The sequence below is a fragment of the Actinobacillus seminis genome, from assembly GCF_002263215.1.
GTDB classification, from domain to species: Bacteria; Pseudomonadota; Gammaproteobacteria; order Enterobacterales; family Pasteurellaceae; genus Actinobacillus_B; species Actinobacillus_B seminis.
Genome location: NZ_NLFK01000004.1, coordinates 26,657 through 43,382, shown reverse-complemented (window position 1 = coordinate 43,382; position 16,726 = coordinate 26,657). Strand labels below are relative to the sequence as shown.

General features: G+C 41.0%; 13 protein-coding genes, 1 pseudogene and 1 CRISPR repeat array. Of the genes and pseudogenes, 7 read left to right on the top strand and 7 right to left on the bottom strand.

The window, feature by feature from the left end; genetic code table 11:
* Positions 1-32: 32 nt before the first annotated feature.
* Complete coding sequence (bacA, locus tag CFY87_RS04935; protein WP_094946145.1) at positions 33-836, bottom strand: undecaprenyl-diphosphate phosphatase; 804 nt, start codon at positions 834-836, stop codon at positions 33-35.
* Positions 837-1,596: 760 nt separating this feature from the next.
* On the opposite strand from bacA, the gene CFY87_RS11675 reads away from it, so the two are divergent.
* The 5 genes from CFY87_RS11675 (at position 1,597) to CFY87_RS04915 (ending at position 7,865) form a co-directional block, all read left to right on the top strand.
* The gene (locus CFY87_RS11675) at positions 1,597-1,749 is read left to right on the top strand and encodes a hypothetical protein (protein ID WP_158216611.1); all 153 of its coding nucleotides are present in this window, start codon (positions 1,597-1,599) and stop codon (positions 1,747-1,749) included.
* A gap of 45 nt (positions 1,750-1,794) precedes the next feature.
* Positions 1,795-4,974 (top strand): type II CRISPR RNA-guided endonuclease Cas9, encoded by a 3,180-nt coding sequence (gene cas9 / locus CFY87_RS04930; RefSeq protein ID WP_094946290.1) that lies wholly within the window; start codon positions 1,795-1,797, stop codon positions 4,972-4,974.
* 57 nt (positions 4,975-5,031) lie between these two features.
* Entirely contained in the window at positions 5,032-5,946 is a 915-nt protein-coding gene (gene cas1 / locus CFY87_RS04925; protein WP_094946144.1) for a type II CRISPR-associated endonuclease Cas1, read from the top strand.
* Positions 5,939-6,265, top strand: coding sequence for a CRISPR-associated endonuclease Cas2 (gene cas2 / locus CFY87_RS04920; RefSeq protein WP_094946143.1), 327 nt, complete (start codon positions 5,939-5,941; stop codon positions 6,263-6,265). The genes cas1 and cas2 overlap by 8 nt, the downstream gene beginning before the upstream one ends.
* A 267-nt stretch (positions 6,266-6,532) precedes the next feature.
* A CRISPR array of direct repeats spans positions 6,533-7,491; the repeat unit is 36 nt; unit sequence ATTGTAGCACTGCGAAATGAGAAAGGGAACTACAAC.
* A gap of 11 nt (positions 7,492-7,502) precedes the next feature.
* Positions 7,503-7,865, top strand: a complete 363-nt coding sequence (locus tag CFY87_RS04915) for a transposase (protein ID WP_094946289.1) — start codon at positions 7,503-7,505, stop codon at positions 7,863-7,865.
* A gap of 84 nt (positions 7,866-7,949) precedes the next feature.
* On the opposite strand, the gene CFY87_RS04910 is transcribed toward CFY87_RS04915, so the two are convergent.
* Positions 7,950-9,242, bottom strand: coding sequence for an HlyC/CorC family transporter (locus CFY87_RS04910; RefSeq protein WP_094946142.1), 1,293 nt, complete (start codon positions 9,240-9,242; stop codon positions 7,950-7,952).
* Between the two features lie 76 nt (positions 9,243-9,318).
* Positions 9,319-10,122, bottom strand: a complete 804-nt coding sequence (locus CFY87_RS04905; RefSeq protein WP_094946141.1) for a cytochrome C assembly family protein — start codon at positions 10,120-10,122, stop codon at positions 9,319-9,321.
* A gap of 142 nt (positions 10,123-10,264) precedes the next feature.
* Between CFY87_RS04905 and ffh the strand changes: the two genes are divergently transcribed.
* Positions 10,265-11,650: a signal recognition particle protein gene (gene ffh / locus CFY87_RS04900; protein ID WP_094946140.1), complete on the top strand. Its 1,386-nt coding sequence runs from the start codon at positions 10,265-10,267 to the stop codon at positions 11,648-11,650.
* Positions 11,651-11,880: 230 nt separating this feature from the next.
* Here ffh and CFY87_RS04895 read toward each other — a convergent pair.
* The 4 genes and pseudogenes from CFY87_RS04895 to greB form a co-directional block, all read right to left on the bottom strand.
* A pseudogene (locus CFY87_RS04895) lies at positions 11,881-12,635 on the bottom strand (energy transducer TonB).
* Entirely contained in the window at positions 12,636-13,022 is a 387-nt protein-coding gene (gene exbD, locus CFY87_RS04890; protein ID WP_094946139.1) for a TonB system transport protein ExbD, read from the bottom strand.
* A 1-nt stretch (position 13,023) separates the two neighbouring features.
* A complete protein-coding gene (gene exbB, locus CFY87_RS04885) occupies positions 13,024-13,479 on the bottom strand; it encodes a TonB-system energizer ExbB (RefSeq protein WP_094946138.1) in 456 nt (151 codons plus the stop codon).
* A gap of 298 nt (positions 13,480-13,777) precedes the next feature.
* Positions 13,778-14,254 (bottom strand): transcription elongation factor GreB, encoded by a 477-nt coding sequence (gene greB, locus CFY87_RS04880; protein WP_094946137.1) that lies wholly within the window; start codon positions 14,252-14,254, stop codon positions 13,778-13,780.
* A 152-nt stretch (positions 14,255-14,406) separates the two neighbouring features.
* Here greB and CFY87_RS04875 point away from each other — a divergent pair, with 152 nt between their 5' ends.
* Entirely contained in the window at positions 14,407-16,698 is a 2,292-nt protein-coding gene (locus CFY87_RS04875; RefSeq protein WP_094946136.1) for a Tex family protein, read from the top strand.
* The last annotated feature ends 28 nt before the right edge of the window (positions 16,699-16,726 follow it).

Below are 16,726 nucleotides of genomic sequence, written 5' to 3'. Positions count from 1 at the left end.
TTTAACCGCACTTTTTTGTTGATTGCATTAACTTAGTGAATAAATACAAAATAAACTGCAATCGCGACGATAAAACGGTAAATTGCAAACGGAATAAACGAAATTCGTTTGATAATATTTAAGAACGTTTTAATTGCAATTAATGCCACAATAAATGCTGTCACAAATCCTACCGCAAACATCGGCAAATCAGCCAGTGTTAAAAAACTTAAACTTTTATACAAATCCAATACGGTCGCCCCCAACATCATTGGTACTGCTAACATAAAGGAATATTCTGCCGCCGCTTGGCGCCCGACGCCCATTAACAACCCGCCGGAAATCGTCGCGCCGGAGCGGGAAAATCCCGGCCACAAGGCTAAACATTGAAATAAACCGATGCTAAAGGCTTGTTTATATGTCATCTGATCCACGCTGTGTGCAGTCACTTTCGGGCGCATTTTTTCAGCAATAATTAATAAAACTCCGCCGACGGTCAACGAATACATCACCATCTCAGGGCTAAATAAGGATTTGATATTTTTATGAAAAATCAGCCCAAGCACCACAGCAGGAATCATCCCCAACAAAATATGCACTAGCTTTAAGTGCGGTTGAGAATAATCCGGTTTTTGCCCAAAATGGATGCCGATTAAACCAAATAATTTACGCCAGAACATCACGACAACCGCAAGAATCGACCCCAACTGGATAATCACTTCAAAGGTTGCCGCTTTTTTCCCTTCAAACCCTAATAGATGACCGACGATAATCATATGACCGGTCGATGAAACCGGTAAAAATTCGGTCAATCCTTCCACAATCCCTAAGATTGCAGCAATTAGTAATTCAGACATAGTGTTCCTCAAAAAAATGAAAAAATCACCGTACTTTTGTGCCAAGCACGATAAATACGGGCGCCATTTTATCTGAATTTGGCACGTTCTTCACCATAAATCCGTTAAATTTTGCACGATACGGTCGCTTAACTTTCTCAACAATCCAACCAAAGTGTGTACATTAAATGCTTTATTTTCAATATGATAAAATGGTTATACTTTGCTATTGTTTAATTAGAAATAAAATCTGAAATTGTCTTTCATTCGACTTTTCGTGACAACGGAAAATAGCTGGTTAAATACCCGTTTCAATATTGTGGTAAGTAATAATAACGGTGTCATGCTTGATGCTAACAACATCATTTTAGGGCTGTAGTAGATTAGCATAGCTGATACTACAGCCCCCAAAGAATTTATCCGGTCTGAAATATAGATTTTCAGTAGCCTAGTTCAATAATGTTTAAAAATTGAGACATTCTTTACACCCAATAAGGAGATCAATACCTATCATATTTAAATATCCCTGCCCTAAAGGACGGGGATATTTAAAATAAAAAAACTCACTGAAAAGGCAAAAGGAAAAATTGATAAGTTAATTCTTTATAAATTAAAAATGAAACATTAGCTAAATTGGCACAAAGAGAAAGGGGAGCTTTACATAAAATTGATTACAGAACTTTCTTTTCTCCGCTATTTGGCGTATGGTTAAAAAAAATACACATTTATCACTAAAATAAGCTTAATGAGGCTGCTTTGAGTTGGGATTTAGGACAGATAAATGATGCCCCGGCAACCGAAATTACAAGGGGCAGAGCATTGCGGTCAATTCTTTTCAGAAAAGCCTTATTGTAGCAACGTTTCTCATTTCGCAGTGCAACAATATGTGGGCTATTCTACGAATCTGAATAAAACCTGTCAATATTTCCTTTAAATTGTGGTAAAAATAACAGTATTACTTCATTTTATTAAAAGGATTATTCAAATGAAACCATTAAATTATATTTTGGGTTTAGATTTAGGAATTGCCTCTGTCGGTTGGGCTGTGGTGGAAATCGATCAAAATGAAAATCCTTTGCGGTTGATTGATTTAGGCGTTCGGACATTTGAACGAGCGGAAGTACCTAAAACGGGAGATTCTCTTGCGTTGGCACGGCGTTTGGCGAGAAGTGGGCGACGTCTGGTTAAACGCCGGGCTTTTCGTTTGTTAAAGGCGAAACGGTTATTAAAACAATCGGGTGTGTTGTCTGCAGGAGATTTTATTTCCGCTTCAACCTTAAAACCTTTGCCTAATAATCCGTGGGAATTGCGCGTGCAAGGTTTAACGAAACGACTAAATCGCACAGAATGGGCGGCAGTACTGTTGCATTTGTTAAAACATCGTGGCTATTTGTCGCAACGTAAAAATGAAAGTAAAACGGATAATAAAGAGTTTGGTGCGTTGTTAAAAGGTGTAAGCGAAAACCGCCAACTTTTGCAAAATCATCAATATGCCACACCGGCGGAAATCGCTATCAAAAAATTCCAACAAGAAGAAGGACATATCCGCAATAAACGAGGCGCTTACAGCCATACTTTCGATCGCAAAGATTTACTCGCAGAATTGACCGCACTTTTTCAAGCACAACGCACGTTAGGTAACATTTATACCGATAAATCGTTGGAACAGGCTTTTGCGGAATTATTGATGTGGCAAAAACCTGCTTTGGCGGGTGAAGCGATTTTGAAAATGTTGGGCAAATGCACCTTTGAGTCAACGGAATATAAAGCGCCGAAAAACAGTTATAGTGCGGAATATTTTGTTTGGTTGACAAAGCTTAATAATTTGCGGATTTTGGAAAATGGTAGTGAACGAGCATTAACCGTTGATGAGCGTAACCAATTAATTAATCAACCTTTTGAAAAAGCGAAGTTGACTTATGCTCAAGTTCGCAAATTGTTGGAGCTATCGGATTTTGCGATTTTTAAAGGTTTACGTTATGGCAAGGAGAATGCTGAAAATACGACCTTGATGGAGATGAAAGCGTGGCACGCTATTCGCAAAGCCTTAGAGAGCAACGGCTTAAAAACGGAGTGGGACGGGTTGAAAACCAAACCTGATTTACTGGATAAAATCGGCGTGGCATTTTCGATTTATAAAACTGATGAGGATATTAGCCAATATCTTGATGGCGAACTGTCGCCCGTTGTCTTGAATGCGTTGTTGGAAAACTTAAATTTCAATAAGTTTATTCAGCTCTCGCTGTTAAGCTTAAGCAAAATATTACCGCGGATGGAACAAGGTTTGCGTTATGACGAGGCATGTAAACAGGTTTATGGCGATCATTATGGTCATAAAGAGAACAAAGAACTGCGGTTCTTACCTCAAATTCCCGCTGCTGAAATCCGTAATCCTGTAGTACTGCGCACGCTTTCACAGGCAAGAAAAGTGATTAACGGTGTGGTACGATTATATGGTTCGCCTGCCCGTGTGCATATTGAAACCGGACGAGAAGTGGGAAAATCTATTAGCGAACGCCACGACATCACCAAACGCCAAGAGGAAAATCGCAATGAACGCGAAAGAGCGGTACAAAAATTTAAAGAATTTTTTCCGGATTTTGCCGGTGAGCCGAAAGCGAAAGATATTCTCAAAATACGTTTGTACGAACAACAACATGGTAAATGTCTTTATTCGGGCAAAGCGTTAGATGTAAATCGCTTATTAGAAAAAGGTTATGTGGAAGTCGATCACACTTTGCCATTTTCGCGCACTTGGGACGACAGTTTTAATAATAAGGTATTGGTACTTGCTAATGAAAACCAAAATAAAGGCAAGCAAACGCCTTATGAGTGGTTACATGGTGCGGACAACTCAGATGCGTGGAGGGAATTTCTCGCACGAGTAAACGGCAGTCGTTTTTCTTATCACAAAAAACAGAAAATTTTGACCAAAAAGTTGGATGATGAGGGTTTTAAAGAGCGCAATTTAAATGATACTCGTTATGTGGCACGTTTTCTTTGTGGCTTTATTGAGGAAAATATGCTGTTACTTGGAAAAGGCAAAAAGCGGGTATTTGCGTCAAATGGTCAAATTACCGCTTTGTTACGTCACCGTTGGGGTCTTAAAAAAGTACGTGAAGATAATGATCGGCATCATGCGGTTGATGCGATTGTGGTGGCTTGTTCTACGTATTCATTGCAAAAGAAAATCACTGATTATGTGCGTTATAAAGAGATGAATGTGTTTAGCGGTGAAAGCATTGATCGGGAAACCGGAGAAGTGATTACGCTTCATTTTCCACAACCTTGGCGATATTTCCGTCAAGAAGTGGAAATTCGCGTTTTTAGCGAAACACCTGCGGAAGATATGGTGATTGCGTTACCTGATCGCCCCGAAGCAAATCATGAATTTATTCAACCGCTCTTTGTTTCGCGTGCGCCAACTCGCAAAATGAGCGGGCAAGGGCATATGGAAACCATCAAATCCGCAAAACGTTTAGATGAGGGTTTGAGTGTTTCTCGAGTACCATTAACGCAGCTGAAGCTAAAAGATCTGGATAATATGGTCAATCGTGAGCGAGAAAAAGCGCTTTATGAGGCATTAAAAGCCCGTTTGGAGCAAGCCAATAATGATCCGGCAAAAGCCTTTGCTGAACCATTCTACAAAAAAGGTGGGCAACCGGTGAAAGCGGTGCGTGTTGAGCAAGTGCAAAAATCGGGTGTACTGGTGCGTCAAGAAAATGGGGTCGCGGATAATGCTTCAATGGTACGCGTTGATGTGTTTATTAAAGGCGGAAAATACTTCCTTGTGCCAATTTATACTTGGCAAGTCGCAAAAGGGATTTTGCCGAATAAGGCGGTAGTAGCAAAGAGAGATGAAGAGGAATGGGAAGTAATGGACGAAAAAGCGCAATTCCAGTTTGCACTTTATCCAAATGATTTAGTTGAAGTTGTAACGAAAAAAGAGCGATTTTTTGGGTATTATGCAGGTTTAGATCGGGCAACTGGAGCTATTAATGTCAAAGAACACGATTTAGAAAGCTCAAAAGGCAAGGCTGGATTGCATCGTGGTATTGGTGTTAAAACGGCAATTTCCGTTCAAAAATACCAAGTAGATGAACTCGGCAAAAACATTCGACCTTGTCGCCGAATGAAACAACGTCCACCTGTTCGTTAATCCCAATCCCTGTTTTCCGTTGAAGACAGGGATTTTTTGTCATTCAAGGAGAAAAAGATGAGCTGGCGAAGTATTTTAATTAGTCATGGCGGAAAATTATCTTTACAACGCCAACAGATGTTAATTCAACAGGACGAAAATGAATTTACCGTTCCTCTGGAAGACATTGCGATTATCGTGATAGAAAGTCGGGAAACGGTGATCACGGTTCCATTATTTTCTGCCCTTGCACAATACGGTATCACGTTGCTGACCTGTGATGAGCAATTTTTACCTTGTGGGCAATGGCTACCTTTTGCTCAATATCACCGCCAATTAAAAACACTCAAATTACAGCTTGAAATGAGCCAACCGCAGAAAAAACAGTTATGGCAAGTGATTATCCAACAGAAAATTCGTAATCAGGCATTTGTGCTAACTCAATCTTATCATGTAAAAGAAGCAAAAATGCTTTATGCTATGGCAAATCAAGTGAAATCAGGTGATAAAGATAATATCGAAGCGCAAGCGGCTTTACTTTATTTTCAAACTGCCTTTGGTAAAGATTTCCGTCGCCGGCAAGAAAACCGGATTAATGCCCATCTAAATTATGCCTATACTGTATTGCGTTCTGCGGTAGCAAGAGCCTTGGTGCAATATGGCTGGTTGCCGACGTTGGGGTTGTTTCATCATAATGAACAAAATCCATTCAATCTTGCTGATGATTTTATTGAACCTTTTCGTCCGTTAGTGGATTTAATGGTATGGCGCTTATGGCAAGAGGGAAAACTTGAAGATGGCTTAACCCCGGCAACGAAGCAACAATTGATCCGCTTATTGCATTATCAAATTGGCATCAATCAGCAAACGTTCAGTGTTCTGGCGGCAATTGATCGTACCATTTCGTCTTTTCAAATCGCATTAATAAGCCGCAATGCCCAACAGTTAAAACTCCCTGAAATGCTACCACTTGAGGAACATGAATATGAATGAGGCAAAATTTATGAGAATGATCGTCTTTTTTGACTTACCGGTTACGACCGCAGCAAAACGCAAAGCTGCCAATCAATTTCGGCAATTTTTGCTTAAAGATGGCTATCAAATGTTACAACTTTCGGTGTATGCCCGTATTGTTCGAGGGCGAGATTCGCTGGAAAAACACCACAAACGTTTATGTGAACATTTACCTGAAGAGGGCGCCATCCGTTGTCTTGAAGTAACGGAAAAGCAATTTGCCGGTATGACGATTTTGTTAGGCGAGTTAAAAATTCAAGAGAAGAAAGTAAATGCCAATCAAATGCTACTTTTTTAGCGATAAAAATAGTATTTGTTACAATTTATGCCTCATTTATTTTGAGCAAAATTTAACCGCTCACATGATTTGATTAACTATTTTATAGACAGAAATTTTTACTAAATTTCAGCAAAAACTTCTTTTTTTACACAAATCTTTTCAAATTTTAACCGCACTTTTTGCTAAATATTTCACGAAAAAGGCATATTTTGAAATAATTTCCTCGATTTTTTTACTAACAAAAATGCGCTGGCGCCTTGAATAATAAGGCACCAGCGCATCGGAATTGTAGCACTGCGAAATGAGAAAGGGAACTACAACACATTGCGCACTTATATGCTAATCGTGAAAATTGTAGCACTGCGAAATGAGAAAGGGAACTACAACAAAACAAACAGATAGAGCGGGCGGGGGAGATTGTAGCACTGCGAAATGAGAAAGGGAACTACAACGCCATTACCACGCAAAAGCCAGCTAATGTCATTGTAGCACTGCGAAATGAGAAAGGGAACTACAACTGCGAGGTGAGAAATGATTATTTGTTTAGAATTGTAGCACTGCGAAATGAGAAAGGGAACTACAACGCAGTGTCTGGTGAATAATATACCCATCTTATTGTAGCACTGCGAAATGAGAAAGGGAACTACAACCCACGAAAGTGTCGGCAAGACGTAGTTTGCATTGTAGCACTGCGAAATGAGAAAGGGAACTACAACTGCTTACGAGTCTTTTGAAAATGCAGTCAAATTGTAGCACTGCGAAATGAGAAAGGGAACTACAACTTTTTCTTTATCCATAGTTAAATCTCCTTTATTATAGCACTGCGAAATGAGAAAGGGAACTACAACTTGCACCATACATTAAAACGCTTGGTAAGCATTGTAGCACTGCGAAATGAGAAAGGGAACTACAACAAACTTAATCGATTCCTCCCGCCTTAATCCATTGTAGCACTGCGAAATGAGAAAGGGAACTACAACAAACCTATTCGCTTATAACCTGTATCTTCAATTGTAGCACTGCGAAATGAGAAAGGGAACTACAACCTTGGGCAATGGTTGGTCGTGAATACCCTAATTGTAGCACTGCGAAATGAGAAAGGGAACTACAACACTTGCCTTTGACTTGAAACAGGGCTTAGAATTGTAGCACTGCGAAATGAGAAAGGGAACTACAACCTTTTTTATTACGTTACAACACATTACATAATTGTAGCACTGCGAAATGAGAAAGGGAACTACAATGCGAAACGCTTATTTACCAAACAACGACACGAAAGGGTTATCACTGTTATGTGTCGAATAAAGCGGTTTGTGTTAATTGCCCGGCCGGACAACCTTGTAGTCAAAGCCAATCCGGTCAAAAACTCATTACACGCCATATTTATCAAGCAAGCGTCGATAGAGCCAATGAAGTAAGGCTAAGCGAAAAAGGAAAAGTGATTTATGCAAGAGGCAAAGAAACCGTAGAACGTAGTTCTGCCCAAAATATCAAGAAGATAGCCCTTGTTATCCGAGCTATTTTATATTGTTTTATGGCTTGGATAAGGGAATATATTGAGGTATATCGCCGAATACTTGGAATGAGCGTTCTAAAATTAGTAGGGCAAGAATATTAGTTTACAAGCCATCAAATACAAAACAACTCCACTATTTTTTATTGATTGTAAAAATAGTGGGGGTTGTCAGCGGTCTGAGGCTGATTACTCAGCCTTTTCCTCATCTTTCTCCAGAAACTTAACCCGCTCAACTTTGGCTTGCTTAATCACGTTATCCGCCACATCCAAAATCGTAATACGCAATCCATCAATTTCACACACCGTACCTTCATCCGGGATCTCCTCCAAATGTTCCAAGATCAATCCGTTAAAGGTACGCGCCTCTTCCGTTTCCAAATGCCAATCGAACACTTTATTCAAATCGCGAATATTGGCGGAACCCTCAATAATCATAGAGCCATCCAGCTGCGGCGTGACTTCATCATCAATAGAGGGCGCAGTCGAGGTCGTAAATTCGCCGACGATTTCCTCCAAAATATCTTCCAAGGTCACCAACCCTTTAATATCGCCATATTCATCCACCACCAAGCCAACCCGCTCTTTATTGTTGCGGAAATTTAATAATTGCGCATTCAACGGAGTACCTTCCGGAATAAAATAGGCTTCATCCACCGCGCGAATTAAGGTTTCTTTAGTAAACTCATTTTTATCCAACATCAAGCGATACGCCTCGCGCACACGCAAAACACCCAGCACTTTTTCATCCATACTGCCTTTATACAACACCACTTTACCATGAGCCGCATGATTTAACTGGCGCATAATCGCTTTCCAGTCATCATCAATATCAATCCCACCAATATCATTACGCGGCACCATAATATCATCCACCGTCACCGCTTCTAAATCCAAAATTGACAACAGCATCTCATGGTGGGCAGCGGGAATAAATTGCGCCGATTGATTAACGATAGCACGCAACTCCTCCGGACTTAGCGAATGCGCTTTCGCTTCCGGGTTTAAACGGAATAATTTCATCAAGCCGCGAATAATCAAGTTCATAAAGAACACTAACGGGCTTAATAATTTCATCAATAGCGCCAAAAAATGGCTGGCAAAAAACGCCACTCTTTCCGGATACAGCGCAGCAATACTTTTCGGGAAAATCTCCGAAAAAATCAGCATCACAAAGGTCAATACACCGGTCGCGATAGCTACCCCAACATCCCCATATAAACGCATCCCGATAATAGTTGCCAACGCCGAGGCAGAAATATTGACCAAGTTATTACAAATTAAGATCAAACTAAGCAAGGTATCGGTTTTTTTCAATAATTTTTCCGCTTTTTTCGCGCCGCGGTGTCCTTTTTCGGCTAAAAAACGCATCCGGTAACGATTGGCGGCAAGCAGCCCGGTTTCAGAACTTGAGAAATAAGCGGAGAGAATAAGTAAAATGACCAGTGCAATCACTAACGAGCTAAGGGGAATCGTATCCAAAATAAAGCAATCCTATATTGATTAATCATCAAAGCGCGGTCATTTTTCGTTGATTTTCAACCGCACTTTACCATAGTTATAGGGCAAACATGACCCGACTGCCAAAATAAGCAACAGTCAGCAGAATCATACCTGAAATGGTATAAACAATCATCTTTTTTCCGCGCCAATATAATTTCCAATGTCCCAGCAACGCAATCCCGAAAATCATCCATGCCATTAACGATAGCCACGCTTTTTGAATATTCTGCGTCGCAAAAAAATCTGCCAAATAAATCGCGCCTGAAACTAAAGTCAACGTTAACAGAATCTCGCCAGTAAGCAATAAACGGAAAAAATGCCGTTCCACGGTCATCAACGGAGGAATAAGCGGCGAAAGTGCCATTTTTTTACTCTTTAATTGATAATCAATCCAACGCAATTGAATAGCATAAAGCGTGGCGATAAAGCAAAGCGCATAAGCAAAAAGCGCCAACCCGATATGAATTAACAACCCCGTATTTTGCGCCAAATGTTGCACAATCGATCCCGGCAATAACGCTTGCAAAATTAAATTGATTATCGCAAAACAATACACAATCGGCAGCAATACCCAAAGGGTATTCACGCGAAATATCATGGCAACCGTCGCCAATCCCGCAATGATCACACTAAGCAACGAACCAACGTCCATCAAAGTAAAACGTTGTCCGCTGAATAAATGATGAATTAACGTATGCAAACTGACAAGATGGCAGATAAGGGCGAAAAGTGCGGTTAAAAAAAAGACATATTGCTTACGTTTCTCCATTCTCCCACTGCTATGCGCTTTCACCAATAAAGGCACGATCAATAAAATACTAAGTAAATATAACAAGACCGAAACGAAAGCAAACTCCATCTAATTATCTCCCTGAATATAAATTAGCAGTTTATTCTAGCGATGCTCTGCTAAAATCGCTATAAATTTCTTTCAAATGATGAAAATCTACCGAATTTCAGTATAATGAGGGCAATTTTATCGAATAAAGTTAGGATCAATAATGTTTGAAAATTTATCAGATCGCCTGTCCAAAACTCTGCGCAATATCACGGGCAAAGGACGCTTAACCGAAGAAAATATCAAAGAGACGCTGCGCGAAGTGCGGATGGCGTTACTTGAAGCCGACGTAGCATTACCGGTGGTACGCGATTTTATCAACAAAGTCAAAGCCCGCGCGATCGGCGAAGATGTCAACAAAAGCCTCACCCCGGGGCAAGAGTTTCTCAAAATTGTGCAAGCTGAGCTTGAAAACGCCATGGGCGAAGCCAACGAACAATTAAATTTAGCCACGCAACCGCCGGCAGTGATCTTGATGGCGGGTTTACAAGGGGCGGGAAAAACCACATCCGTCGGAAAATTAGCTCAATTTTTAAAACAGCGCCATAAAAAGAAAGTCTTAGTCGTTTCAGCTGACGTTTACCGCCCGGCGGCAATCAAACAACTAGAAACCTTAGCGCAAGCGGTTGGCGTCGCTTTTTACCCATCTAATACCCAACAAAAACCGGTAGAAATTGCCCAAAACGCCCTTGCTGAAGCGAAATTAAAATTCTACGACGTCTTGATTGTGGATACAGCCGGTCGCTTACACGTGGACGGGGAAATGATGGAAGAAATCCAACAAATTCACTCCGCCCTTCAACCAATCGAAACTCTGTTTACCGTAGATGCCATGACGGGTCAAGATGCAGCAAATACCGCCAAAGCCTTTAACCAAGCGCTACCCTTAACCGGCGTGATCTTAACCAAAGTGGATGGGGATGCCCGTGGCGGAGCGGCGTTATCCATCCGCCAAATAACCGGCAAACCGATTAAATTTTTAGGGGTTGGCGAAAAAACGGATGCCCTTGAGCCATTCCATCCCGATCGCGTCGCGTCGCGTATTTTAGGCATGGGAGACGTTTTATCCTTGATCGAAGATTTGCAACGCAACGTCGATCAAGAAAAAGCGCAAAAAATGGCAGCGAAGTTTAAAAAAGGCGACCACTTTACCCTTGACGATTTCTGCGAGCAATTGGTTGAAATGAAAAAAATGGGTGGCATGATGTCCATGTTGGAGAAATTACCCGGCGCGAAAAATCTGCCCGCCCATGTAAAAAATCAAGTAGATGACAAAATATTTGTCAAAATGGAAGCTATTATTAACTCCATGACCTTAAAAGAACGCGCCAATCCGGAAATTATCAAAGGTTCCCGTCGTCGTCGTATCGCTTTAGGTTCCGGTACGCAGGTGCAAGATGTCAATAAATTACTCAAACAATTTGACGAAATGCAGCGCATGATGAAAAAAATGCGCAAAGGAGGCATGGCGAAAATGATGCGCGGTATGCAAGGAATGATGGGAAATATGGGCAGCTTAGGCGGGCTCGGCGGACTGTTTAAGCGTTAATAAATACTATTCCAACAAAAGAACGCTCTGTTCCATAATCGTTACTTTGAGGAATTTTAGACTCAACTTTTCTTAAAAAATCAAGGCAGCGTCCATTACAGAGTATAGTTTTAATCCAAGCATAGTAGACAAAATAGTTGCTCTTAATTATTTAGCATATCGGACAAAACAAAACCCAATCTTATCAAGACAAGATTGGGTTTTTGATACATTAACTTTGAAATATTAACTTACTGAATTTTAAAGCTAATTGGCACATTAATTGCGCTGCTCATGCCTTTAGGTCTAGGTCCAATCGAGCGCGCACTTTGAACCGCATTTAACGCAGCCTGATCCAAATCGTTTGTGCCTGAGCTTTTAACAACGCGCACATTGCTTAAACTACCATCTGCGCCGATGGTGAAAGCGATTGTAACAATCCCTTGGCGACGCATCATTTTAGCGCGTTTTGGATAGCGTTTATGTCGTTCTATCTCGCGTCTCAACGCTGAGCGATAGGCACTAAGTTCATCAGTATTACTACCGTTTCCTGTGAGATTCGGATTTAGTGTCGTGACATTCGCGTTGCCGGAGCGTACCGCATTTATCTTAGCGTCAGAATCGACAACTCGATCGCTTTTCGGTCTATCATCTTGTTTTTTCGGTTTAGGTTTGTCTTTCTTTTTTTAGGTTTAACTTTTTCCTTCGGTTTTTCCGGTTTCTTTTCCGGCGGCGTTTCTTTTTTCGGTTCCGGTTTTATTGTAGGATCAGCGACTTCTTCTTTAGCAATCACTTCTTGTTTTGGGTCGGGCTCGTTTTGCGGTTCCGGTTCAGGTTCCTCCATCACCGTTCCCATCATCATTTCTATTGAAATAGATGTTTGTTCTTCAGCCGCTTGACTGTTGGCGCTATCCTGATTAACAGTATAGAAAATCGCAATAATGAGCGTGGCATGAAAGAGCAAAGAGAGAAAAAAACCAACCCAAGAATAACGTTTACTGACCATTTATTTTCCTTTTTCTTTCATGGTCACAATGGCGACATTGGTAATTTGATATTTCGCCATTAAGTCAGTGATGGTTACAAAATTTTGGAATGTTGAACCCGCATCTACTTTTAATGTGACTTTTTGTGCTTTATCCCATTGTGTCACTTCTTGTTCCAACTTTTCCAATGAAATCGGTTGATCATTAAAATAAATATCACCGTCCTCGGTTACCGTTAATAATTTAGCTAAATCATCGGATTTGAAAGCGACCGTTGTACTGGCTTTAGGGACATTAACTTGGATTTTACCTTGAGAAATAAAACTGGCGGTAATTAGTACAATGGCTAACAGTACCAACATAATATCAATGAAAGGAATAATGTTGATTTCATCAAACTTTTTCACCTTAGGCTCCTACATTTTTTTGTCCGTTTAGTGCTTTCCATTTCAAACGATTGACTTCTACTTTACGGGTTAATCCGTTATAAAACACCATTGATGGAATTGCGACTAAAATCCCTACCGCAGTCGCTTTTAAGGCAAGAGATAAATTGAGCATAATTGCCGCGGCATCAATATCTCCACCGGAATTTCCCAGTTCATAAAACGTTAGTAAAATACCGATAACGGTTCCTAACAACCCGACATAGGGCGCATTTGAACCAATGGTCGAAATTGTCGTTAAATTACGCGTTAAATCAATATCCAATTCATGAATATTGGTATAACGGGAAACTTGAACTCGGCTTAAAAAGATAAAGCGTTCCAGTGCAAACCATAACATAATAAAGCTCATCAAACCGAGCAATCCGAGAATAATATAATCAATATATTCATGTAAAAAGGTAAAGAATTGCGACATATATTCGTCCTAGTTGTAGTTAAAAATTGACATAAATTTGAAATTGAGAATTACTTCTAATTGACAGCGCATTCTAACAAAGTTCATTCCGGTGGTCAAAACATGTTGCTAAAAGGCAGCTGCACAAACGCTATCTTTTTCATAAATTGTCCTTTAAACTTAGAAATTAAATAACAGTATAAAATGAGAATGGTTATCATATTTATAATTTAAGAAATGTCAATATAAATGAGAATAATTTTTGATTTTAAAAGATAGGCAACTAAATGTTACCATTCGATTAAAAAGGAGCATAACCTTATTTTTGATACCAAATTTTGTTCACAAACAAGGTTACCCGCCCCGAAGGGGTATGAACGTTGACTTCATCATCAATCTGTTTACCGATAAGTGCACGCGCCACCGGGCTGTCGATAGAAATCCAATTTTTCGCAGGATCAAATTCGTCACATCCTACAATACGATATTGCTTGCACTCACCCTCTTCGTTTTCCAATTCGACCCATGCGCCGAAAAAAATCTTCCCTTCTTGGCGCGGATCATAATCAACTATTTGCAAGACTTCCAGTCGCTTGCTGAGAAAACGGACGCGACGATCAATTTCGCGTAAACGTCGTTTACCGTAAATATATTCGGCATTTTCACTGCGATCGCCCAATGCTGCCGCATCAGATACCGCTTGAGTTACTTTCGGACGCTCCTCTTTCCATAAAAATTTCAATTCTTGATCCAAGGCTTGCCAGCCGACGCGGGTAATATAGTTTGATTTAGACATAATTTAATATTGGCTTAGGATTTTATATGAATTGTAACATATTGCATAAAATACCGTCTATTTTAACCAATTATGCAATAACTATTTGAGCAACGGTACTAAACACAGTATGCTATAAGATATTTTATTTTCATGATAATTCTTTTGATTCTATGTTAAATCAACAATTTTCTCAGATTATTGCCGCGGAATTAACGGTACAGCCGCAACAAATTGCCGCTGCCATTCAACTGTTGGACGATGGTAATACTATTCCGTTTATCGCGCGTTATCGGAAAGAGGCGACCGGCGGTTTAGATGATAGTCAATTGCGTCATTTCGAGACCCGTTTAATTTATTTGCGTGAATTAGAAGACCGCCGCCAAACCATTTTGAAATCCATTGAAGATCAAGGCAAATTAAGCGACGAATTACGTCGCCAAATTCAACAAACGCAAAGTAAAACCGAACTGGAAGATCTTTATCTCCCCTACAAACCCAAACGTCGTACCAAAGGACAAATTGCGATTGAAGCGGGCTTGGCACCATTAGCCGATTTACTTTGGAACGAACCGCAAAACGATCCGGAACAAGCCGCACAAGCCTATATTGACGCAGACAAAGGCTTTGCTGATAGCAAAGCGGTATTGGATGGCGCGCGCTATATTTTGATGGAACGATTTGCCGAAGATGCATTGTTATTGGCAAAAGTACGCCGATATTTACAACAAAGTGCGGTGCTGATTTCTAAAGTTTTACCGGGCAGAGAACAAGAAGGCGAAAAATTTCAGGATTATTTTGATCATCAAGAATTGTTACGAAATGTGCCTTCCCATCGTGCCTTGGCAATGTTTCGCGGGCGCAACGAGGGCTTTTTGCAGCTGAGTTTAAATGCTGATCCCAAACAAGAAGAAAGCACGCGCCGCAGTTATTGCGAAGAGATTATTCGTGAACATTTAGCGGTGCGTTTTAATCAGCAAGCCGCGGACAAATGGCGTGAACAAGTGATTGCTTGGACGTGGAAAATTAAAGTGTCGCTACATTTGGAAACGGAATTAATGACCGCGCTACGGGAAAAAGCCGAAGAAGAAGCTATTGATGTTTTTGCGCGAAATTTGACCGCACTTTTGATGGCGGCACCGGCAGGCGCGAAAACCACCATGGGACTTGACCCGGGTTTGCGTACCGGCGTGAAAGTGGCTGTGGTGGATAATACCGGAAAATTGTTGGCGACCGATACGGTCTATGCTCATACCGGTCAACAAGATCGCGCTGCTGCCGCGATTTATCAATTAATTAAGCAATATCGTGTGGAATTAATTGCTATTGGTAACGGGACGGCTTCGCGTGAAACCGAACGTTTTGCCAAAGAGGTAATTAAGCAATTTGCCAATCCGAAACCGCAAACGGTCGTGGTCAGCGAAGCCGGCGCATCCGTGTATTCCGCCTCTGAACTGGCAGCGCACGAGTTCCCGGATTTGGATGTTTCCTTGCGCGGTGCGGTGTCGATTGCACGTCGCTTGCAAGATCCGCTGGCGGAATTGGTGAAAATCGAGCCAAAAGCTATCGGAGTGGGGCAATATCAACATGATGTCAACCAAAGGCAATTGGCGCGGAAATTGGATGCGGTCGTGGAAGACTGTGTGAATGCTGTTGGAGTGGATTTAAATACTGCGTCGGTTCCGCTATTGGCGCGCGTGGCAGGGATGAGTAAAACCTTGGCGCAAAATATTGTTGCTTATCGTGATGAAAACGGGCGTTTTGACAGTCGTGAGCAATTAAAGAAAGTCGCGCGTCTAGGATCAAAAGCCTTTGAGCAATGCGCGGGATTTATGCGCATTGCTCAAGGAAAAAATCCGCTGGATGCCTCGGGGGTTCACCCGGAAGCCTATCCGGTGGTAGAGAAAATCTTGCAAGCCACTGAACAATCTATTCAAGATTTGATGGGGAATGCCGGTGCTATTCGTCAATTGGATGCCAAACAATTTACCGACGAGCAATTCGGTTTGCCAACGGTACAGGATATTTTTAAAGAGTTGGAAAAACCGGGGCGCGACCCGCGCGGTGAATTTAAAACTGCGAGCTTTATGGATGGCGTTGAGGACATTGCCGATTTGAAATCCGGGATGATTTTGGAAGGCACGGTCACCAATGTCACCAATTTTGGTGCTTTTGTAGATATCGGCGTTCATCAAGACGGTTTAGTACATATTTCTTCGTTGTCGGATAAATTTGTGGAAGATCCTCATCAAGTGGTGAAAACCGGTAATATTGTAAAAGTGAAAGTATTGGAAGTGGATGTGGCGCGAAAACGGATTGCGTTAACCATGCGTTTAGAAGAACGTCCAACGGAAAATAAAGAAAAAAATCACCGCACTTTATCAACCAAATCATCACGTGGACCAATGGACAATGCGGTTATGAGCAATGCATTTGCTGATGCCCTTAAAAATTGGAAAAAATAAACTTAGAAAAAACAAAATAAACAAAAGG

Excerpts from the sequence above, each read along its gene's own strand:
- bacA (WP_094946145.1), bottom strand. The coding sequence starts at position 836 with ATGTCTGAATTACTAATTGCTGCAATCTTAGGGATTGTGGAAGGATTG.
- CFY87_RS11675 (WP_158216611.1), top strand. The coding sequence starts at position 1,597 with ATGATGCCCCGGCAACCGAAATTACAAGGGGCAGAGCATTGCGGTCAA.
- cas1 (WP_094946144.1), top strand. The coding sequence starts at position 5,032 with ATGAGCTGGCGAAGTATTTTAATTAGTCATGGCGGAAAATTATCTTTA.
- cas2 (WP_094946143.1), top strand. The coding sequence starts at position 5,939 with ATGAATGAGGCAAAATTTATGAGAATGATCGTCTTTTTTGACTTACCG.
- CFY87_RS04905 (WP_094946141.1), bottom strand. The coding sequence starts at position 10,122 with ATGGAGTTTGCTTTCGTTTCGGTCTTGTTATATTTACTTAGTATTTTA.
- ffh (WP_094946140.1), top strand. The coding sequence starts at position 10,265 with ATGTTTGAAAATTTATCAGATCGCCTGTCCAAAACTCTGCGCAATATC.
- exbB (WP_094946138.1), bottom strand. The coding sequence starts at position 13,479 with ATGTCGCAATTCTTTACCTTTTTACATGAATATATTGATTATATTATT.
- greB (WP_094946137.1), bottom strand. The coding sequence starts at position 14,254 with ATGTCTAAATCAAACTATATTACCCGCGTCGGCTGGCAAGCCTTGGAT.
- CFY87_RS04875 (WP_094946136.1), top strand. The coding sequence starts at position 14,407 with ATGTTAAATCAACAATTTTCTCAGATTATTGCCGCGGAATTAACGGTA.